Raw genomic sequence first — 20,699 nt, 5'->3', positions numbered from 1 at the left:
CGGGTTATGTTCTTGCTATTCAGTCCGTAGATGGGAAGAGCGTCGGCATGACGTTGAACCCGCTCGATCCGAGGAACATGCTTGTCAGCGTGACGCCCGGCACCCATAACCTTGGTATATCGCTAAGCAAAGCTCGCGGTATCGGCGGAGGTCTGCTTGAGGTGGAGGAATGGAAGATTTCACTCCCGATTGACGCCCGTCCAGATGGGCTGTACTCGATTTGCATGCGTGGCACAGGTCGGCCGGAAGTTGAACTTCGCGAGATGGGGGCAACGAGCACAAAGACAACTTCGCAGGAAGAGTGGCAAAAATATTTCACTAAGCCCTGCTCATAGCTTTGGGCCTCGTGGGTGCCGCCTGAACCTGACCCCTCCGCCAAGGGGCACTCACAAGCGGGCTTCGCCCACTCGCGGTCGCCCCCATGTCAAACGGTAAGCATCCACTTTCCAAAGTGCCGACTGGCGGCTAAGGGTCGCTTCCAGCCTTTGCCAATAGATAAAACAGGACATTCGCCCAACAAGGGGGATGTCCGGCTTTTGTTTCTTAAGAGGACGTCCGAACTGTCCGCGCGAGTGGCAGCAAAAACCAAAAGCAGGCATCTGAAAATTTGCTAAAACATAACAAAGAAGAAGGGGCCAACGGCCCCTTCTCTCTTGTCAAACTCGGACCATCTTTATTCGGACCCGCCGGACTTTATTCGCTCTGGTCACGAGCCAAGCTCCGCCTCACTCCACCGTCACGCTTTTGGCCAGGTTGCGCGGCTTGTCGACATCGGTGCCGCGCGCCAGCGCCACATGGTAGGCCAGCATCTGCACCGGGATGGCATGCACCACCGGGCTGAGCACGCCGACATGGCGCGGGGTGCGGATCACGTGCACGCCGTCGGATTCGCTGAAATGGCTGTCCAGATCGGCGAACACGAACAGCTCGCCGCCGCGCGCGCGCACTTCCTGCATATTGGATTTCACCTTTTCCAGCAGCGCGTCGTTGGGGGCGATTACCACCACCGGCATATCCTCGTCCACCAGCGCCAGCGGGCCGTGCTTGAGCTCGCCGGCCGGGTAAGCTTCGGCGTGGATGTAGGAGATTTCCTTCAGCTTGAGCGCGCCTTCCAGCGCGATGGGGAAATGCAGGCCGCGGCCCAGGAACAGCGCGTTGTCCTTGGCTGCGAACTTGTCGGCCCAAGCCTTGATCTGCGGTTCCAGGTTCAGCGCGTGCTGCACGCTGCCCGGCAGGTGGCGCAGTTCGTCCAGGTAGCGCGCCTCGTCGGCCGCGCTGACCTTGCCGCGCATCTTGCCCAGGGTCACCGCCAGCGCGAACAGGCCCACCAATTGGGTGGTGAAGGCCTTGGTGGAAGCCACGCCGATCTCGGCGCCGGCGCGGGTGAAGAACACCAGTTCGCTGGCGCGCGGAATCGCGGATTCGCGCACATTGCAGATAGACAACGCGTAGCGGTGGCCCAGTTCCTTGGCGTATTTCAGCGCTTCCATGGTGTCCAGCGTCTCGCCGGATTGGGAGATGGTGGTCACCAGGTAATTGGGGTTGGCCCAGGCGCTGCGGTAGCGGTATTCGCTGGCGATTTCCACGTCGCACTGCACGCCGGCGATGGTTTCGATCCAGTATTTGGCGGTCAGGCCGGCGTAGTAGCTGGTGCCGCAGGCCAGGATCTTGACGCCTTCCAGCTGCGGCAGCACTTCGCCGGCGCGCTCGCCGAACAGCTCAGGATTGAAGCCGTAGTCCTGCACCGCGTCTATGGTGTCGGACAGCGCCTTCGGCTGTTCGTGGATTTCCTTCTGCATGAAGTGGCTGTACGGGCCCAGTTCCAGCGAGGCCAGCGACACGTCGGACATATGCACCGGGCGCTGCGCCGGCTGGTCGTCCTTGTCCAGCAGTTCCACGCCGTCGCGGGTCAGCCGGCCGATATCGCCCTCTTCCAGGAAGATCACGCGGCGGGTGGCGGACACGATGGCGGAAACGTCGGAGGCGATGAAGTTTTCGCCGTCGCCCAGGCCCACCAGCAGCGGGCAGCCCATGCGCGCGCACACCAGTTCGTCCGGGCGGTCCACCGCGATCACGCCGATGGCGTAAGCGCCGGTCAGCTCGCGGCTGGCGCGCTTGACCGCGTCGAACAGGCTGTCGCCGGCCTGGTAGTAGTGATGCACCAGGTGGGCGATGACTTCGGTGTCGGTCTGGGATTCAAAGGCGTAGCCCAGGCCTTTCAGGCGTTCGCGCTGCTCTTCGTGGTTTTCGATGATGCCGTTGTGCACCACGGCGATCTTGCCGAAGGATACGTGCGGGTGGGCGTTGGGTTCGGTGACGCCGCCATGGGTGGCCCAGCGGGTGTGGCCGATGCCCACCTGACCTTGCAGGCTTTCTTCCGCCGCGGCGTTTTCCATCTCCGCGACACGGCCGACGCGGCGCACGCGACGGATGGCGTCGCCGGCCAAGACCGCCACGCCGGCGGAGTCGTAGCCGCGGTATTCCAGCCGCTTCAGGCCGTCCACCAATACCGGAACCACATTACGCGCCGCGATGGCGCCGACAATGCCGCACATTACTTTCTCCTTGGACTATCAGCGGGCGAGGACGCGCAGATCAGCGCAATGCCCTTCGCCTGAATTTGGGTTCTGGCCTCCTCCGACAAGGCGTCGTCGGTCACCAGGGTATGAATGCGCTCCCACGGCAATTCCAGATTGGGGATGCGCCGGCCTATCTTTTCCGACTCCACCATCACGATGACTTCGCGCGCCACTTCGGCCATTACGCGCGACAAGCCCACCAGTTCATTGAAGGTGGTGGTGCCGCGCTCCAGGTCGATGCCGTCCGCGCCGATGAACAGCTGATCAAAATCATAGGAACGCAGCACCTGTTCCGCCACCTGGCCCTGGAAGGATTCGGAATGCGGGTCCCAGGTGCCGCCGGTCATCAGCAGCGTGGGTTCGTTCTCCAGCTCGCGCAGCGCGCCGGCCACGTTCAGGGAGTTGGTCATCACCACCAGGCCGCGCTTATTGCCCAGCAGCGGGATCATCGCGCTGGTGGTGGTGCCGCTGTCTATGATCACGCGGTTGTGGTCGCGCAGCCGCTCGGCGGCGGCGCGGGCGATGGCGATCTTTCGTTTTGAAACCTGCTCCGCGTCTTCTTCGACCACCATCTCCGACGGCAAGGACACCGCGCCGCCGTAGCGGCGCAGCAGCAGGCCGCCGGTTTCCAGCAGGGCCAGGTCTTTGCGTATGGTCACTTCGGAGGTGGAGAAGCGCTTGGTCAGCTCGTCCACGCTGACCTCGCCGCGTTCCTGCACCAGGGCGGCGATGGCGTGACGGCGTTGCTGAGTGTTTCGCTTGGTCATTTTATGTTTCGTTTCGAAAGTTTCGCGATCATAGCAGCGCCGCTTCGGCTTTGACAAGAGCCAGCCGCGGAAGCGTCGCGCCGCGGCAAGGGGCGGTCGCAAGAATGCCGCCATGAAAAACGGCGCCCATCCTCCAAATCAGGAGAATGGGCGCCGCTTAGCCGGGAAATGGAGTCAGTCGGTCTTTTTCTGCGGCCGCTTCCAGCCCGGCACCGTGACCTGGCGCGCGCGCGCCACCGTCAGTTCGCCGGCCGGCGCGGTCCGGCTGATCACCGAGCCGGCGCCTATGGTGCTGTAGGATTCCAGCGTCACCGGCGCCACCATCAGGGTGCCGGAGCCGACGAAGACGTTGTCGCCGATCACGGTCTTGAATTTGTTGATGCCGTCGTAATTGCAGGTCACCGAGCCGGCGCCCACATTCACCTTGTCGCCGATCTCGGCGTCGCCGATATAGCTCAGATGGTTGACCTTGGAGCCCTCGCCTATCGTGCTCTTCTTCACTTCGACGAAGTTGCCGATATGCACGTGGCCGGCCAGTTGCGCGCCGGGGCGCAGCCGGGCGTAAGGCCCGATCCGGCATCCCTCGCCCACCACCGCGTCTTCCAGATGCGAGAACGGGGCGATCTTGGTGCCGGCGGCCACTTTGACGTTTTTCAGCACGCAGTGCGCGCCGATGTCCACTTGCTCGCCCAGCTCCACCACGCCTTCGAACACGCAGCCCACGTCTATGCTCACGTCCATGCCGTGGCTAAGTTCGCCGCGGATGTCGATGCGCGCCGGGTCCGCCAGCGTGACGCCGGCTTCCAGCAAGGCTTGCGCCTGGTTGCGCTGCAGGATGCGCTCCAGCTCGGCCAGCTGCACCTTGTTGTTGACGCCGGCGGCTTCCCAGCTGGCGTCCACGCTGGCGCTGTCCACGCTCACGCCGTCCGCCACCGCCAGGGCCAGCACGTCGGTCAGATAGTATTCGCCCTGGGCGTTGCCGTTATTGAGCGCGGCAAGCCAGCCGGCCAGCCGCGCATTGGGCAGGGCCATCATGCCGGTATTGATTTCACGGATCGCCAGTTGCGCCGGCGTACAGTCCTTGTGCTCGACGATGGCCTGGAGCTTGCCGTCCGCGCCGCGCACCATGCGGCCGTAGCCGCTGGCGTCGTCCAGCACGTCGGTCAGCACCGCCATGCCCGCGCCGGCGGCGCCGGACAAGCGATGCAGCGTGTCCGCCTTGGTCAGCGGCACATCGCCGTACAACACCATGGTCTTGCCGTCCTTCGGCAGGTGCGGCAGGGCCATCTTCAGCGCGTGGCCGGTGCCCAGCTGCTCGGCCTGCTCGGCCCAGATCAGGTCCGCGTCCGGGATGGCCGCTCGCACCTGTTCGCCGCCGTGGCCGTACACCACGATCAGACGCGCAGGCTTCAAGGCGCGCGCGGTGCGGATCACCCGCGCCAGCATCGGCTCGCCGCCTATGGGGTGCAATACCTTGGGTTTGGAGGAGTACATGCGCTTGCCCTTGCCGGCAGCGAGAATGACGATGCTGAGACTGTCCATGGTTTTTTCACGACTCGAAAACGGAAAAAGGCTGCCACTTGCGTGGCAGCCTACTATACACGATTACATCTCTTATCAGTGGGCGCGCTTCTTGAGGAAATCCAGCGCCTTCAACTCCGCGATGGCCACTGCCAGAGCAGCGTGCGCCTTCGCGGTGGAGAGGTCGTCGGTGGCGCGCTTGAGAGAATCCTCCGCAGCGCGTTTTGCCTCATTGGCGCGGGCCTCGTCGAGATCCTCGCCGCGAATCGCCGTATCGGCCAGCACGGTGATCAGGCTGGGCTGCACTTCCATCATGCCGCCAGACACTGCCACCAGTACTTCTTCGCTGCTGCCCGGCACTTTCAGACGCAGCACGCCGGGCTTGATACGGGTCAGGAGCGGCACGTGTTGGGGATACACACCGATCTCGCCTTCGGTAGCCGGCGCAACCACGAACTCAGCTTCGCCGGAGAAGATCATTTGCTCGGTGCTGACCACTTCCACACGCATCTTGGACATCAGCCCTCTCCTTAGTTAAGGGTCTTGGCTTTCTCGGCAGCTTCTTCAATGGAGCCAACCATGTAGAACGCTTGTTCCGGCAGATGGTCGTACTCGCCAGCGAGAATGGCCTTGAAACCCTTGATGGTTTCGCGCAGCGGCACGTATTTGCCCGGCGAGCCGGTAAATACTTCAGCCACGTGGAACGGCTGGGACAGGAAGCGCTGGATCTTACGGGCGCGAGCCACGACCAGTTTGTCTTCCTCGGACAGTTCGTCCATACCCAGAATCGCGATGATGTCGCGCAGTTCCTTGTAACGCTGCAGCGTGGACTGCACGCCACGGGCTACCGTGTAGTGCTCGTCGCCTACCACCAGCGGATCCAGCTGACGCGAGGTGGAGTCAAGCGGATCCACCGCCGGGTAGATACCCAGCGAAGCGATGTCGCGCGACAGAACCACGGTGGCGTCCAAGTGGGCGAAGGTGGTCGCCGGAGACGGGTCGGTCAAGTCATCCGCAGGCACGTATACGGCCTGGATGGAGGTGATCGAGCCATCGCGGGTCGAGGTAATGCGCTCTTGCAGACGGCCCATTTCTTCCGCCAGCGTCGGCTGATAGCCCACGGCGGAAGGCATACGGCCCAGCAGAGCGGATACTTCAGTACCGGCCAGGGTGTAGCGATAGATGTTGTCCACGAAGAACAGCACGTCGCGGCCTTTGCCGCTTTCGTCCTTCTCGTCGCGGAAGTGCTCGGCCATGGTCAGACCAGTCAGGGCCACGCGCAGACGGTTGCCCGGCGGCTCGTTCATCTGGCCGTACACCATCGCCACTTTGTCCAGTACGTTGGAGTCCTTCATCTCGTGATAGAAGTCGTTGCCTTCACGAGTGCGCTCACCAACGCCGGCAAACACGGACAAACCGGAGTGTGCCTTGGCGATGTTGTTGATCAGTTCCATCATGTTCACGGTCTTGCCCACGCCGGCGCCGCCGAACAGGCCCACTTTGCCGCCTTTGGCGAACGGGCACAGCAGGTCGATCACCTTGATGCCGGTTTCCAGCAGGTCGGTGGCGGGGGACAGTTCGTCGAACTTCGGAGCGGGCTGGTGGATGGCGCGGCGAACATCGGTCGCTACCGCGCCGGCTTCGTCCACCGGGTTGCCCAAGACATCCATGATGCGGCCCAGGGTGGCGCTGCCCACCGGCACCGAGATCGGTGCGCCGGTGTTGACTACGCTCATGCCACGCTTCAGGCCGTCAGAGCTGCCCATGGCGATGGTGCGCGCTACGCCGTCGCCCAGCTGCTGCTGGACTTCGAGCGTCAGGTCGGCATCAACCAGCTTCAGGGCATCATAAACCTTTGGCATGGCGTCGCGCGGAAACTCCACGTCGATCACCGCGCCAATGATTTGTACGATTTTACCTTGGCTCATTATCGGTTCCTAAACATTAAACTTTTTCAGTCTGCGACGGCTTACACCGCTGCGGCGCCTGCCACGATTTCAGACAATTCGGTAGTGATCGCCGCCTGACGAGCCTTGTTGTACACAAGTCGCAGTTGCTTGATCGTGTTACCGGCGTTGTCCGTGGCGGATTTCATCGCCACCATGCGGGCAGCTTGCTCGGAGGCCATGTTCTCGGCCATCGCCTCGAACACAACCGACTCGATATAGCGTTTGACCAGGAACTCCATCACGGCAAGGGCGCTCGGCTCGTACAGGTAATCCCACGAGTGCGAGTGCTCCACCACCATGTGTTCCGAGGTCAACGGCAGCAGCTGCTCAGTCGCCGGCTCCTGCTTCATCGTGTTGATGAAACGGGAGTAAACGATGTAGAGCGCGTCCAGTTCGCCTTCGGCGTACTGCTTGAACAGCACCGTAAGCGGGCCAATCAGTTTTTCCATCTTCGGCACATCGCCGAGCTGGGTTGCGCTGGCCACAACGTTGAGGCGCGCGCGCTGGCATGCCGCCAGGCCTTTTTGGCCCAGGCAGCAGACATCCACTTCGATGCCCTGGTCCTGCAGATCCTTGACTTGGGCGAAGAAGCGCTTGAGCGTGTTCACGTTCAAGCCGCCGCACAGGCCCTTGTCGGAGGTCATCAGGATGATGCCGGCGCGTTTGACTACGTCGCGGCTTTGCAACAGCGGGTGCTCAAGATCCGTGTTCGCCTGAGCAAGGTGCGCCATGACTGTGCGCACCTTCTCGGCGTAAGGACGGGCAGCGCGCATACGCTCTTGCGTTTTGCGCATCTTGGAGGTCGCCACCATTTGCATTGCGCGAGTGATCTTCTGCGTGTTTTGCACGCTTCGGATCTTGGTGAGAATCTCTTTGCCGACTGCCATTCCTGAACCTTTCCTAGTAACTGTTTGCGTTAACCGAAAAGACTCAGTTGTAGCTGAAGCCAGCCTTGAACGATTCCATCGCCTTGGCCAGGATTTTCTCGTTGTCGCCGGACAGATCGCCGGAAGCGTTCACCGCGGCCAACACGTCGTGGTGGTTCGCGCGCACATAGGCGAGGAACGCCGCTTCGAAAGCCAGGGCTTTCTTCACCGGAACGTCTTCGTAGCTGCCCTTGTTCACCGCCCACAGGGTCAACGCCATTTCGGCGGTGGCCAGCGGCAGGAACTGCTTCTGCTTCATCAGCTCGGTTACCACTTCGCCGTGTTGCAGTTGCTTGCGGGTAGCCTCGTCCAGATCGGAAGCGAACTGCGAGAACGCAGCCAATTCACGGTACTGGGCCAGGGCCAGACGGATACCGCCGCCCAGCTTCTTGATCACCTTGGTCTGCGCGGCGCCGCCAACGCGGGATACCGAGATACCGGCGTTGATGGCCGGGCGGATGCCTGCGTTGAAGAGGTCGGTTTCCAGGAAGATCTGACCGTCGGTGATCGAGATCACGTTGGTCGGCACGAAGGCGGAAACGTCGCCGGCCTGGGTTTCGATGATAGGCAGCGCGGTCAGGGAACCGGTCTTGCCTTTCACTTCGCCGTTGGTCAGCTTGGCCACTTCGTCTTCATTGATGCGGGAAGCGCGTTCCAGCAGACGGGAGTGCAGATAGAACACGTCGCCGGGGTAGGCTTCGCGGCCCGGCGGACGGCGCAGCAGCAGCGAAATCTGACGGTAGGCGACGGCTTGCTTGGACAAGTCGTCGTACACGATCAGCGCGTCTTCGCCGATGTCGCGGAAGTATTCGCCCATCGCGCAGCCGGAATACGGGGCGATGAACTGCAGCGCGGCGGCTTCGGAAGCGGTCGCGGCCACCACGATGGTGTGGCCCAGCGCGCCGTGTTCTTCCAGCTTGCGCACCACGTTGGCGATGGAGGAGGCCTTTTGGCCAATCGCCACGTAGATGCACACTACGCCGGTGCCTTTTTGGTTGATGATCGCATCCAGCGCCACCGCGGTCTTGCCGGTCTGGCGGTCGCCGATGATCAGCTCACGCTGACCGCGGCCAACCGGAACCATCGAGTCGATGGCCTTCAGGCCGGTCTGCATCGGCTGGGATACCGATTGACGCGCAATCACGCCCGGCGCGATCTTTTCGATCGGGCTGGACAGCTTGGCGTTAACCGGGCCCTTGCCGTCGATCGGCTGACCCAGGGCGTTGACCACGCGGCCAACCAGTTCCGGACCTACCGGAACTTCCAGAATGCGACCGGTACAAGTAACTTCGTCGCCTTCCGAGATGTGCTCGTACTCGCCCAGAACCACGGCGCCGACAGAGTCGCGCTCCAGGTTCATCGCGAGGCCGAAGGTGTTGCCCGGGAATTCGAGCATTTCACCCTGCATCACGTCTGCCAGGCCATGGATACGAACGATGCCGTCGGTCACGGAAATCACGGTACCTTTGGTACGGGTTTCTGCGCCTTCGGCCAGGTTCTGAATCTTCGCCTTGATCAGATCGCTGATTTCAGAGGGGTTCAACTGCATGATCTCTCCTAATTCTTGAGGCTTACTGCCATGGCTTGCAGTTTGCCGCGCACGGAAGCGTCGATGACATCGTCGCCTACCAACACACGAACCCCGCCGATCAGGTCAGGGTTGTCACGCACATCAATCCGTACGGATTTGCCGTACTTCTTGGAAAGCGTGTCGGTCAGTTCGGCTTGCTGTGCATCGTTCATTGCAAACGCCGTTTCCACCACGGCATCCACAACGCCTTCCGCTTGCGCCTTGAACACTTCAAACTGTTCGGCGATTTGCGGCAGCAGCGTCAAACGGTTGTTCTCGATCAGCGCGGCCAGAAAACGTTTTACGTCTTCGTTGCCGCGCGCGCCCAGAACATCCAGCATCAGCGCCTCAAGCTCTTGTGCGGTATGTTTCGGATTGGTGATGACGGCTTCCAAATCCGGGTTCTTCACCATGGCAGCCAGCCACGACAGCGATTCCGACCATTGCTGGGTGGCGTGCTGCTCGGTGGCGAGGCTGTATACCGCTTCGGCATAGGGCCTAGCTACGGTAATGAGTTCTGCCATGAGTTAATTAAAACTCCGCTTTGATGGAGGCAAGCAGATCAGCGTGCTTGGCCGAGTCGATCTCTTTGCGCAGGATCTTCTCTGCGCCCGCAACCGCCAGGTCGGCCACTTGCGCGCGCAGGGTTTCCTTGGCGCGCAGGACTTCCTGATCGATCTCAGACTTGGCGTCGGCCACAATGCGCGCGCCTTCAACGCGTGCGGCATCCTTGGCTTCGTCCACGATCTGGCTGGCGCGCTTTTCAGCGGCCATCACGATTTCGGTCGCTTGCTGTTTGGCCTTGCGGAGTTCGTCCGCAACGCGCTTTTCAGCGGCTTCCAGATCTTGCTTGCCACGCTCGCCGGCGGCCAGGCCGTCTGCGATGCGCTTGGCGCGCTCATCCATCATGTTGGTAAGCGGAGGCCAAACAAACTTCATGGTGAACCATACCAGGATGGCGAACGTGATCGCCTGGCCCAGTAGTGTTACGTTGAATTCCACGCTTGTTTTCCTCCAGTAGTATTACTGCAACAACCAATTCCGCTTAAAAATTAAGCGCCGGCTTTCAGAGCGGCCAGAGCGGCGGACAGGAACGGGTTATTGAAGGTGTACAGCATGGCGATACCAACACCGATCATGGAGATGGCGTCCAGCAGACCGGCCAGAATGAACAGTTTGGTTTGCAGAACCGGGATCATTTCCGGTTGACGGGCGGAGGACTCGAGGAATTTGCCACCCAGGATGGCAAAACCCAGAGCAGTACCGATGGCGCCCAGGCCAATGATCAGGGCAGCGGCCAGTACGGTCATGGACTGGATCTGAGAAACGAGTGCTTCCATTGTGTATCTCCTAAGACTTAATCAAGGATGGTTGGTAAAAAAGCTAAAAAACAAAGGTAAAACAAAGAAAACGGTATTAGTGCGCTTCCACCGCCAGGCTCAGGTACACGATGGTCAGCATCATGAACACGAAGGCCTGCAGGGTGATGATCAGGATATGGAAGATCGCCCACGGCGCGCCCAGCAGCCATTGCAGGCCCCAAGGCAGCAGCGCGATCAGGATGAAGATCATTTCGCCGGCGTACATATTGCCGAACAAACGCAGGGACAGCGAAATCGGCTTGGCCAGCAGTTCCACCATCTGCAACAGGAAGTTGGCCGGAGCCAGCAGGATCTTGCCCACGGTGCCTTCCGCGTGGAAAGGCGCGGTGAACAGTTCTTTGGTGTAACCGCCCACGCCCTTGGCGCTGATGGAGAAGCCGATGATGCAGAACATCACGGACAAGGACATCGCGAAGGTGGCGTTGACGTCGGCGGACGGCACGACGCGGAAGTAAACATGATGCGGCTCGGCGCCGAAGAAGGTGTAACCCACCCACTGGGCCAGCGTCGGCAGCAGATCCACCGGCAGCAGGTCCATGAAGTTCATCAGGAAGATCCAGCAGAAAATGGTCAGCGCCAGCGGAGCGATCACCTTGCTCTGGCCGTGGAATACGTCGCGCACCTGCTTGTCCACCATCTCCACGATGCTTTCCACAAACAGCTGCAGCCGGCCCGGATTCTCCAGCTTGGCCTTGCGCGCCACGACGGCGAACACGCCGGCGAAGATGAAGGCGAGAACCAGCGAAATGGAGAAGGTATCAAGGTGCAGGCTCCAGAAGCCGGCGGAAGGATCCGAATTCCAGAAGGTGAGGTGGTGCTTGATGTAGTCAGTTGCGTTGCTTGCCATCGCTCATTTTCTCAATTTTTGATTAAAAGCCCGAACCAGTAGCCGGATACGGCGGCAAAAAATCCGCCAAAAAGACCGACTATCGATAAATCCTTGAAAAATACCAAAGTCGCACCAAATATCAGGATGGTGAGGACGTATTTGACGGCCTCTGCCCTGAAATGCGCTTTCATCAGTTCCGCGGGAGCGACATGGCGCTTGGCGTAGGCGATTCTGGCGTACACCAGAGCCGGCACCAAGGCCGACAATCCGCCAAGCAAGACAGAAACCGGAACGGCCAGGTTTCCTCCCCCTGCAACCATTCCGATCAGCAGCGCGACCCCCACCAGGGTGCACTGCAGGCGCAGTATACGCTTAACTTCTGGATTAACCATGTTTACCCAGCAAAAAAACCGCCGAATTATAGGCTTCACGCTTGATTTGCGTCAACTTGCCTGTCATTGACATGCTGCGTTGCAACAGTCTCATTTGCTTGAAGTTTTCTGCAGCTTTTCCAACAAGCCTTCCAGCTCGTCCAGTGTTGCATATTCTATGACCAGCCTGCCGTTGCCGCGGTTTGCGTGACGGATGCTGACGCGCGCGCCTATGCGTTCCGACACCTGTTCCGCCAGCCGGCTCACGTCCGGGTCTGTCTGTTTTTGCTGCGGTGCAACTGTGGTTTTTTCCACAGCTTTCTGCTGTACCCTGCGCTCCACCTCGCGCACGGACAGGCCTTTCTCGCCCACCTCCTGCGCCAGACCCAGCTGCTCAACCACCGGCAGCGCCAGCAAGGCGCGCGCATGGCCCATCTCCAGCCGCCCCTGATGCAGCATGGTCTGCACCGGCTCCGGCAGCGCCAGCAGACGCAATAGATTGCTGACCGCGCTGCGCGAACGGCCCACCGCGTCGGCGGCGGCCTCGTGGGTCAGGCCGAATTCGTCGATCAGGCGCTTGAGGCCCTGGGCCTCCTCGATGGGGTCCAGTTCCTGGCGCTGAATGTTTTCGATCAGCGCCATCGCCAGCGCCGCTTCGTCCGGCACGCTCTTGATCACCGCGGGCACTTCGGACAAGCCGGCCTTGCGCGAGGCGCGCCAGCGCCGCTCGCCGGCGATCAGTTCGTAATCGCCAAAGCCGATTTCGCGCACCACCAGCGGCTGAATCACGCCCTGGGAGCGAATGGACGCGGCCAGTTCGTCCAGCGCGCCCTCGTCCATGAAGCTGCGCGGCTGGTATTTGCCGGGACGGATGCTGTCGATGGGAAGGGAAGTCAATCTGTCGTCCACTGTCTCGGCAGTGGACAGGAGCGCGTCCAGACCGCGCCCCAATCCTTTTAATTTGGCCATATCGCTTAGACGGAGGGGTTGTGGTTGCGGGCTCTAGCCTGTCCGCCAGCTCTTGCGCCAGCGCAAGATAGGCTTGCGCGCCGCGCGAGGCGCGATCGTAGACCAGGCCGGGCAAGCCGTGGCTGGGCGCTTCCGCCAGCCGCACATTGCGCGGTATCACGGTGTCGAACACCTTGGCGCCGAAATGGCGGGCCAGTTGCTCGGACACCTGCTGCGACAAATTATTGCGCGCGTCGAACATGGTGCGCAGCAGGCCCATGATCTCGATCTTGGGATTCACCGCCACCCGCACCTTGCGCAAGGTCGCCACCAGATCGGACAGGCCTTCCAGCGCATAGTATTCGCACACCATCGGGATCAGCACGCTGTGCGCCGCCACCAGCCCGTTCAGGGTCAGCAGGTTCAGCGAGGGTGGGCAGTCTATCAGCACGTAGTCGTACTGCTCCTCCACCGCCTGCAGCGCGTTCTTCAGCCGCGCCTCGCGCGCCAGCTCGTTGACCAGCTCCAGCTCCGCGCCGCCCAGATCGCGGTTGGCGGGCAGCACGTCGTAACCGCCCTCCTTCGCCGGCTGGCGCGCGTCTTCGATCGAAGCCTCGCCCAGCAGCACGTCGTAGCCGGACAGTTTCAGGGATTGCTTGGCGATGCCGCTACCCATGGTGGCATTGCCCTGCGGGTCGAGATCGACAATCAGCACGCGCCGGCCCAAGTCGGCCAGGCCCGCCGCCAGATTCACCACAGTCGTGGTCTTGCCGACCCCGCCCTTCTGGTTGGCGACCGCGATCACCCTTGAATTCATTGCGCACCCACCCCTTCCAGGCGCATTCTCACCAGGTGCCGTTCGGCATCCAGGCCCGGCACTGTCACCGGCAATACTTCGGAAACCACCGTACCCTGCGGCAACAAGGCGATTTCCTCGTAAGGATAGACACCCTTCATTGCTACATATTGACCGTGATCCGCCAGCAGGTGGCGGGTCAGCTTGACGAACTCGGCCAGCTCGGAAAACGCCCGGCTGGTGATGCGGTCGAACTTCTGTTCCGGCTGGTAGGCCTCCACCCGCTCGGTCATCACCTGCACATTGGGCAGGCCCAGTTCCACCACCACCTGACGCAGGAAAGTGGTTTTCTTATGGTTGGAATCCAGCAGCACCACTTGCAGATCCGGGCGGGCGATCGCCGCCGGAATGCCGGGCATGCCGCCGCCGGAGCCGACGTCCAGCAGACGGCTGCCGCCGTCCAGATGCGGCACCAGGCTCAGGCTGTCCAGCAGATGGTAGCTGACCATGCGCTTTTCCTCGCGCACCGCGGTCAGGTTATAGGTCTGGTTCCACTTGGCCAGCAGCGCCAGATAGCGGTCCAGCAAATCGATTTGCGCGTCGCTCAGTTCCAGTTTCAGCTGCGACAGGCCTTGTTGTAGTTCTGCGTTATGTGTCATGCGGTTTTCGTTGCGTCGGCAAAGCCGCGTTTCAGGTGGACCATCAAAAGAGCAACCGCCGCCGGGGTAATGCCCTGGATGCGCGAAGCCTGCCCCAGGGTTTCCGGGCGTTGCTGGTTCAGTTTCTGCTGCACTTCCTTGGACAGGCCCTTGACCAGACCGTAGTCGATGTCGGCCGGCAGGCGCACGTCTTCAAGGTTGTCGCGGCGCGCCAGTTCTTCGTTCTGGCGGTTGATATAGCCTTGGTATTTGACCTGAATTTCCACCTGCTCGGCAACCGCCTCGTCCGCCACCGCGCCGCCGGCCTCCGGCAGCGTCATCAAATCGGCGTAGGCGACATTGGGCCGCTTCAGCAAATCGTACAGGCTGTATTCGCGCTCTATCGCCTTGCCCAGCAACGCTTGCAGCGCGGCGGCGTCGCTCAGCCGCGCCGGATGCAGCCAGGTGGCCTTCAGGCGAGCCTTCTCCGCCTCCACCGCGTCGCGTTTGCGGCAGAAGCTGTCCCATTGGGCATCGCCGATCAGGCCGTGTTGGCGGGCGATCTCGGTCAGGCGCAGGTCGGCGTTGTCTTCGCGCAACTGCAGGCGGAATTCGGCGCGGCTGGTGAACATGCGGTAAGGCTCGGCCACGCCCTTGGTGATCAGATCGTCCACCAATACGCCCAGATAGGCTTCGTCGCGGCGCGGACACCAGCTAGCCTGATCCCGGGCGAACAGGGCGGCGTTCATGCCGGCCAGCAGGCCCTGGGCGGCGGCTTCTTCATAGCCGGTGGTGCCGTTGATCTGGCCGGCGAAGAACAGCCCCTGGATCGCCTTGGTCTCCAGCGAGGCCTTCAGGCCGCGCGGGTCGAAGTAATCGTATTCGATCGCGTAGCCGGGCCGCAGGATGTGGGCGTTTTCCATGCCGCGGATCGAACGCACCGCCGCCAGCTGGATGTCGAAGGGCAGGCTGGTGGAAATCCCGTTGGGGTAGAACTCGTGCGTGGTCAGGCCTTCCGGCTCCAGGAAGACCTGGTGGCTGTCCTTGTCGGCGAAGCGGTTGATCTTGTCTTCGATGGACGGGCAGTAACGCGGGCCAACGCCTTCTATCACCCCGGTGAACATCGGGCTGCGGTCGAAGCCGGAGCGGATGATCTCGTGGGTGCGTTCATTGGTGTGGGTGATCCAGCACGGCAGTTGCTTGGGATGCAGCGCGCGGCTGCCGCGGTAGGAGAACACCGGCTCCGGCGTGTCGCCCGGCTGCTCTTCCATCACAGAGAAGTCGACGCTGCGGCCGTCGATGCGCGGCGGCGTGCCGGTTTTCAGCCGTCCCACCGGCAGGGCCAGTTCGCGCAAGCGCGCGCCCAGCGTGGACGCGGCCTGATCGCCGGCGCGGCCGCCGGTGTAGTTCTCCATGCCGACGTGGATCTTGCCGGACAGGAAGGTGCCGGCGGTCAACACCACGGTCTTGGCGCGGAAGGTGATGCCGATGGCGGTGATGGCGCCGGCGACGCGGTCGCCCTCTATCAGCAGATCGTCCACCGGCTGCTGGAACAGCGTCAGATTGGGCTGGTTCTCCAGCATCTCGCGGATCGCCGCCTTGTACAGGATGCGGTCGGCCTGGGCGCGGGTAGCGCGCACCGCCGGGCCCTTGGAGGCGTTGAGGGTGCGGAACTGGATGCCGCCAATGTCGGTGGCTAGCGCCATCGCGCCGCCCAGGGCATCCACTTCCTTGACCAGATGGCCCTTGCCGATGCCGCCGATCGACGGATTGCACGACATCTGACCCAAGGTCTCGATGTTGTGCGTCAAAAGAAGGGTGTCGCAGCCCATGCGCGCGGCCGCCAGCGCGGCCTCGGTGCCGGCATGGCCGCCGCCCACCACTATCACGTCGAAGTTTGTCGGATAAATCATGGCTTTGTCGGAAAGAGCAAATCGAACGGAAAAACGGCCTATTCTACGCCAAATCCTGAACCAGCGTAAGTCGTTGATTTCAATAAATCCAGCCGGTAACGACGGCGTCAAGCGCCGGTCACCCGATAGTCATATTAAAGACATCGCCGCGTCAAACAAGCTGCCTAGCATGGGACTCACCACAAAAGGGAGCAAAACATGCTGCTAAATGAACAGCTTGCCGTGAGCGCCAAACCGCGCCTAAGCGTGCGCGTGGCCAGTGAAGCGCGGGATATCCGCCGCGCGCAGAAGCTGCGCTTCGATGTGTTCGCCGGGGAAATGGGCGCGGAGCTCGGCTCCCGCGACCTGGGCATCGATTGCGACGAATACGACGAGTTGTGCGATCACCTGATCGTGGAAGACGCCGCCAGCGGCCTGGTGGTGGGCACTTACCGCATGCTGTCCCCGGCCATGGCGCGCCGCGCGCCCAGCCTGTATTCCGAACACGAATTCGATCTGACCCGGCTGGCCCACCTGCGCGCCGGCCTGATCGAAGTGGGCCGCTCCTGCGTGCACCGAGACTTCCGCTCCGGCGCGGTGATCGCCCTGCTCTGGTCCGGCCTCGCCGATTACGTGCAACAGCACGGCGGCCAATACCTGGCCGGCTGCGCCAGCGTGTCGCTGAGCGACGGCGGCCACCAGGCGGTCAGCCTGTACCGCCAACTGGAGGCCAAGCATCTGTCGCCGCCGGAATGGCGGGTGTTCCCCCACCTGCCGCTGCCGCTGGACCGGGTCCGCGACGACGCCCCCTCCGCGCCGCTGCCGGCGCTGATCAAGGGCTATCTGCGCGCCGGCGCCTATATCTGCGGCGAACCGGCCTGGGACCCGGACTTCAACTGCGCGGATTTCTTCATGCTGCTGCCCATGGGCCGGCTGAGCAGCCGCTACAACAAGCACTTCGTCGGCTGATCTGTACCAAGCTGCCAATGTAGATGCGCCGTCAGGCGCATCTTTCATTTTGCAGCCACAAGCCGCATGATGGACGAATTCACTGTCCGCCCAGCACCATCATGCCCAGGCCGCCCTCGGTAACCCGCGCCATTGCGCCCATCCTGCTCTTGCTCCTAATCCTCGCCAGCCTGCTCCAGAGCGCTTACCCGATGCTACGCGGCTGCGCCCTCATCGCCTTGCTGCTTTTTCTTGCTTGTGCCTCCCTGAGCCATACCCGCACAGCCATCCATACCGGTGTATTCCATGATTACAGATCACGGACAAACATCTTGAGACAAGACCGGTCCTTCCGTTTCTGGCTCCACGTTTCGATCTCTCTGATATTGGGCATAGGCGCATTGGCGGCTGCCGTTGCTTTACTTGCGCGGCTGTTCCCTTCGGCATAGCGGGAATAAAGCGGTGGGGCAGCAATGCTACAATCCGGCCATGAGCTACACCTTCGACACGGTGGGCGTGATCCGCTCGCCCTACCGCGAAAAATTCGGCATCCCGCGCCAGCCCTCGCTGGTCAACGCCGCCCGCATCACGCTGGAGCTGCTGCCGCCCTACGACCACCCCGACATGGTGCGCGGGCTGGACGCGTTTTCCCATGTCTGGATCAGCTTCGTGTTCCATCAAACCGCCGAGCGCGGCTGGCAGCCGCTGGTGCGACCGCCGCGGCTGGGCGGCAACGCCAAGGTCGGCGTGTTCGCCAGCCGCGCCACCCATCGCCCCAATCCGCTGGGTCTGTCCCTAGTGCGGCTGCTGCGCGTGGACACCCAGCCCAAGGTGGTGCTGACGCTGGAGGGCGCCGATCTGCTGGACGGCACCCCGGTGCTGGACATCAAGCCCTATATTCCCTTCGTCGAAGCCCGGCCGGAAGCCCGCGGCGGCTTTGTCGACGGTCCCCCGCCGCAATTGAGCGTGGGCTGGGACCCCGCCGCGCGCGCGCAGCTGGCCGCCGAAGCCGGCCTGCCGGGCGATTTCGCCGCGCTGGTGGAACAGGTGCTGGCCCAAGACCCGCGCCCGGCCTATCAAGACGACCCGCAGCGGGTCTACGGCGTGGCGCTGCACCACTGGAATGTGCGTTTCCGCGTGGAAAAAAACCATGCGCAAGTCATTGAAATTCAGCCGTTGACCCCGAACTAATCTTTTGCGCCCCAGTCATACCGGGGCGATACCAACCACTCAGGAAAAAAGCAAATATGACCACCCGCGCGAAGACGATCATGCTCGCCTTCACCATGGTTTCCATGTTGGCCGCTCCGTTCGCGGAAGCGGCCCGCCTAGGTAAAGGCAAGAGCGCCGGCATGCAGCGCTCGGCCCCCACCCGTTCTTACCAACAACAAGCGCCGGCGCGCCCGGTTGCGCCGCCCGCGCAAGCGCCCACTCCGGTTCAAGCTCAACCCAAATCCGGCCCCGGCATCGGCACCGCCGTAGCCGCAGGCGCCGCGGGCGCGGCCGCCGGCTATATGCTGGGCTCCGCCATGAGCGACAAAGGCGGCCAGCAACAAGCGCCGGCCGCGGCCAACGGCAACGCCGATCCGGCGCTGGCGGCGCAAGCCCAAGGTCAGCAGCCGCAGAAGAGCGGCGGCATGCCCTGGGGCACGCTGGCCCTGCTGGGCCTGGTGCTGGCAGGCGGCTACATGTTCTTCCGCCGCAAGGCCGGCGCGGCGCGTCCGGCCATGGCTGCGCCGCAAGCAGCGGGCATGCCGCAGAATATGGGCGGCTATCAAGAACCGGCCCGTTTCGACTCCATCCCGAAAATCGGCTCCGGCCTGGGCGGCGCGCAAGCCGGCTTTGGCGGCGGCGCGATCAGCGAGGCGCCCGCGCGCCTGCCGGACGGCACCGAGACCCCGCACTTCCTGCGTCAGGCCAAGGCCACCTTCTTGCACCTGCAAAACCTGAACAGCACGGAAAGCCTGGAAGAAGTGCGCAAGTACATGACGCCGGATCTGTTCAACGCGCTGCGCGAAGACATTGCCGCCAACACCGAGGTGGCCGATTTCCCGCAACTGGACTGCCAGCTGTCCGAAGCCAGCATGGAAGGCGGCCGCTACATCGCCAGCGTGCGCTTCTCCGGCACGGTCAGCGAGGCCGTGGGCGCATCGGCGGAGCCGTTCTCCGAATACTGGCACTACATCAAGGACGACAGCACCAACGGCAAGTGGTTGGTGGCGGGCATCCAACAGTAGCAAGCTTCTTAACATCTTTATCCAAACGGGCCGCATGGCCCGTTTTTTATTTTTAATGGCGATGCACTAAACTGGAATGCCGATTGCTTCAGGCAAAAAAACAATACCGGCCGTAGAGTCCGCGCCACGGAGGGCAGCTATTCCATGAAAGAATTCGAGCATGCCGGCTTGAAACTTGGCAGTCACTTCCAGCCTATCTACAGTCTGGCGCATCGCCGCACGATAGGCATGGAAGCTTTGCTGCGCGCCAGACAGGACACGTCCCCGCTGACGCCGGCGGAGGCTTTTTATTCCGTCGTCTCGCCCGAACGCCGCCACCAGCTGGATCTGGCGGTGAGCGAAGCCCATGCCGTCCGTTTCAGCCAGATGCAAAGCGATCATCCCTGCTGGCTGTTTCTCAATATCGACGCCGCGTCCTTGTCGCGGCCGGAACGCGCGATGGCGCTGGCCAACGGCATCAAGGCCGCCGGGCTGGACCCCAGCCAGGTGGTGCTGGAAGTGCTGGAACATGTGCTGGAAGTGGACGAGGCCTTGATCGAAGGCGTCAATGTGCTGAAAAGCAGCGGCTTCCTGATCGCCATCGACGACTTCGGCGTCGGCCATTCCAATCTGGACCGCGTCTGCCAGCTGGAGCCGGACCTGGTCAAATTCGACCGCCATTTGCTGCGCGCCGCCGTCCACCAGCCGCGCACCCGCAATCTGCTGGCCAAGCTGGTGCGGCTGATGCACGAAATTGGTGCCTTGGTGGTGGAGGAAGGGATAGAAACCGATCAGGACGTGCTGATCGCGCTGGAATCGGGCTGCGATTTGGTGCAAGGCTATTTCGTCGCCCACCCCAGCGATCAGCCGGATCAGGACCACGTCATCACGCCGCGCATCGACGAACGCTGGGACGAGCTGATGGCGCGCGAGCTGCTGAAACGCAAACTGACGCGACGCCAGATCGAGCTGGCGCGGCAATCCTTCGTGCAAAGCGCCATCTCGCTGATGCAGGGCACGCCGTTCGATCTGGCCGCCAAGCCCATGCTGGCGCTGCCCGACGTGGTGCGTTGCTTCCTGCTGGACAGCGCCGGACGCCAGATCGGCCGCAACCTGAACAGCCGCCAGCCGCGGGCCGCCGCCAATCCCAAGTTCGCGCCGCTGGTGGACACCACCGGCGCGGTCTGGTCGCGGCGCAGCTACTTTCAACACGCGGTGGATCAGCCCGGCGTGCTGTATATGAGCGAGCCTTATCTGTCCATGACCGACACCCGCTCCTGCGTCACCATCTCGATGGCGATAGAAATCGACGAGATCATGCACGTGCTGTGCGCCGACGTGCTGATTCCCCAGCACTGACGCCGGCC

At 62.4% G+C, this 20,699-nt stretch carries 19 protein-coding genes and 1 pseudogene; 4 read left to right on the top strand and 16 right to left on the bottom strand.

Features of this window, described 5'->3' with window-relative positions:
• Positions 1 to 725: 725 nt before the first annotated feature.
• The 16 genes and pseudogenes from glmS to mnmG form a co-directional block, all read right to left on the bottom strand.
• Positions 726 to 2,555 carry a glutamine--fructose-6-phosphate transaminase (isomerizing) gene (gene glmS, locus HQN78_RS20790; RefSeq protein WP_235085932.1) on the bottom strand — a complete coding sequence of 610 codons (1,830 nt, stop codon included), beginning with the start codon at positions 2,553 to 2,555 and terminating at the stop codon, positions 726 to 728.
• Positions 2,555 to 3,346 (bottom strand): DeoR/GlpR family DNA-binding transcription regulator, encoded by a 792-nt coding sequence (locus HQN78_RS20785; protein ID WP_235085929.1) that lies wholly within the window; start codon positions 3,344 to 3,346, stop codon positions 2,555 to 2,557. Before HQN78_RS20785 ends, glmS begins: the two co-directional genes overlap by 1 nt.
• A 174-nt stretch (positions 3,347 to 3,520) precedes the next feature.
• A complete protein-coding gene (glmU, locus tag HQN78_RS20780; protein WP_235085925.1) occupies positions 3,521 to 4,888 on the bottom strand; it encodes a bifunctional UDP-N-acetylglucosamine diphosphorylase/glucosamine-1-phosphate N-acetyltransferase GlmU in 1,368 nt (455 codons plus the stop codon).
• Between the two features lie 75 nt (positions 4,889 to 4,963).
• Positions 4,964 to 5,386, bottom strand: a complete 423-nt coding sequence (locus HQN78_RS20775) for a F0F1 ATP synthase subunit epsilon (RefSeq protein ID WP_019103740.1) — start codon at positions 5,384 to 5,386, stop codon at positions 4,964 to 4,966.
• Positions 5,387 to 5,397: 11 nt separating this feature from the next.
• A complete protein-coding gene (atpD, locus tag HQN78_RS20770) occupies positions 5,398 to 6,795 on the bottom strand; it encodes a F0F1 ATP synthase subunit beta (protein WP_019103741.1) in 1,398 nt (465 codons plus the stop codon).
• 41 nt (positions 6,796 to 6,836) lie between these two features.
• A complete protein-coding gene (gene atpG, locus HQN78_RS20765) occupies positions 6,837 to 7,703 on the bottom strand; it encodes a F0F1 ATP synthase subunit gamma (protein WP_048410022.1) in 867 nt (288 codons plus the stop codon).
• A gap of 43 nt (positions 7,704 to 7,746) precedes the next feature.
• Complete coding sequence (gene atpA, locus HQN78_RS20760; protein ID WP_107800956.1) at positions 7,747 to 9,291, bottom strand: F0F1 ATP synthase subunit alpha; 1,545 nt, start codon at positions 9,289 to 9,291, stop codon at positions 7,747 to 7,749.
• A gap of 8 nt (positions 9,292 to 9,299) precedes the next feature.
• Positions 9,300 to 9,836, bottom strand: coding sequence for a F0F1 ATP synthase subunit delta (locus HQN78_RS20755; RefSeq protein WP_043589588.1), 537 nt, complete (start codon positions 9,834 to 9,836; stop codon positions 9,300 to 9,302).
• 7 nt (positions 9,837 to 9,843) lie between these two features.
• Positions 9,844 to 10,314: a F0F1 ATP synthase subunit B gene (locus HQN78_RS20750; RefSeq protein WP_048410019.1), complete on the bottom strand. Its 471-nt coding sequence runs from the start codon at positions 10,312 to 10,314 to the stop codon at positions 9,844 to 9,846.
• 50 nt (positions 10,315 to 10,364) lie between these two features.
• Positions 10,365 to 10,652, bottom strand: coding sequence for a F0F1 ATP synthase subunit C (gene atpE, locus HQN78_RS20745; RefSeq protein ID WP_019101091.1), 288 nt, complete (start codon positions 10,650 to 10,652; stop codon positions 10,365 to 10,367).
• 76 nt (positions 10,653 to 10,728) lie between these two features.
• Positions 10,729 to 11,541, bottom strand: a complete 813-nt coding sequence (gene atpB / locus HQN78_RS20740; RefSeq protein ID WP_048413016.1) for a F0F1 ATP synthase subunit A — start codon at positions 11,539 to 11,541, stop codon at positions 10,729 to 10,731.
• A gap of 11 nt (positions 11,542 to 11,552) precedes the next feature.
• Positions 11,553 to 11,915 carry an ATP synthase subunit I gene (locus tag HQN78_RS20735; protein ID WP_048413015.1) on the bottom strand — a complete coding sequence of 121 codons (363 nt, stop codon included), beginning with the start codon at positions 11,913 to 11,915 and terminating at the stop codon, positions 11,553 to 11,555.
• A gap of 90 nt (positions 11,916 to 12,005) precedes the next feature.
• A complete protein-coding gene (locus tag HQN78_RS20730) occupies positions 12,006 to 12,863 on the bottom strand; it encodes a ParB/RepB/Spo0J family partition protein (protein WP_227105520.1) in 858 nt (285 codons plus the stop codon).
• A gap of 34 nt (positions 12,864 to 12,897) precedes the next feature.
• Positions 12,898 to 13,659, bottom strand: a pseudogene (locus HQN78_RS20725) (ParA family protein); the annotation flags it as partial.
• Positions 13,656 to 14,297 carry a 16S rRNA (guanine(527)-N(7))-methyltransferase RsmG gene (rsmG, locus tag HQN78_RS20720; protein WP_048410014.1) on the bottom strand — a complete coding sequence of 214 codons (642 nt, stop codon included), beginning with the start codon at positions 14,295 to 14,297 and terminating at the stop codon, positions 13,656 to 13,658. The pseudogene HQN78_RS20725 and the gene rsmG, both read right to left, overlap by 4 nt.
• On the bottom strand, positions 14,294 to 16,189 hold the full coding sequence (mnmG, locus tag HQN78_RS20715) for a tRNA uridine-5-carboxymethylaminomethyl(34) synthesis enzyme MnmG (protein WP_227105522.1): 1,896 nt from the start codon (positions 16,187 to 16,189) through the stop codon (positions 14,294 to 14,296). Before mnmG ends, rsmG begins: the two co-directional genes overlap by 4 nt.
• A 198-nt stretch (positions 16,190 to 16,387) precedes the next feature.
• Between mnmG and HQN78_RS20710 the strand changes: the two genes are divergently transcribed.
• From HQN78_RS20710 to HQN78_RS20695, 4 genes are all read left to right on the top strand, one after another.
• Entirely contained in the window at positions 16,388 to 17,137 is a 750-nt protein-coding gene (locus HQN78_RS20710; RefSeq protein WP_107800960.1) for a GNAT family N-acetyltransferase, read from the top strand.
• A gap of 468 nt (positions 17,138 to 17,605) precedes the next feature.
• Positions 17,606 to 18,307, top strand: coding sequence for a tRNA (N6-threonylcarbamoyladenosine(37)-N6)-methyltransferase TrmO (tsaA, locus tag HQN78_RS20705; protein ID WP_227105524.1), 702 nt, complete (start codon positions 17,606 to 17,608; stop codon positions 18,305 to 18,307).
• Positions 18,308 to 18,363: 56 nt separating this feature from the next.
• Positions 18,364 to 19,353: a Tim44 domain-containing protein gene (locus HQN78_RS20700; protein ID WP_235085923.1), complete on the top strand. Its 990-nt coding sequence runs from the start codon at positions 18,364 to 18,366 to the stop codon at positions 19,351 to 19,353.
• A 144-nt stretch (positions 19,354 to 19,497) separates the two neighbouring features.
• Positions 19,498 to 20,691, top strand: a complete 1,194-nt coding sequence (locus HQN78_RS20695; RefSeq protein ID WP_107800963.1) for an EAL domain-containing protein — start codon at positions 19,498 to 19,500, stop codon at positions 20,689 to 20,691.
• Positions 20,692 to 20,699 lie beyond the last annotated feature (8 nt).

The organism is Chromobacterium sp. Beijing (assembly GCF_021496765.1).
Classification (GTDB): Bacteria; Pseudomonadota; Gammaproteobacteria; order Burkholderiales; family Chromobacteriaceae; genus Chromobacterium.
This window is presented reverse-complemented; position numbering and strand designations above follow the sequence as displayed.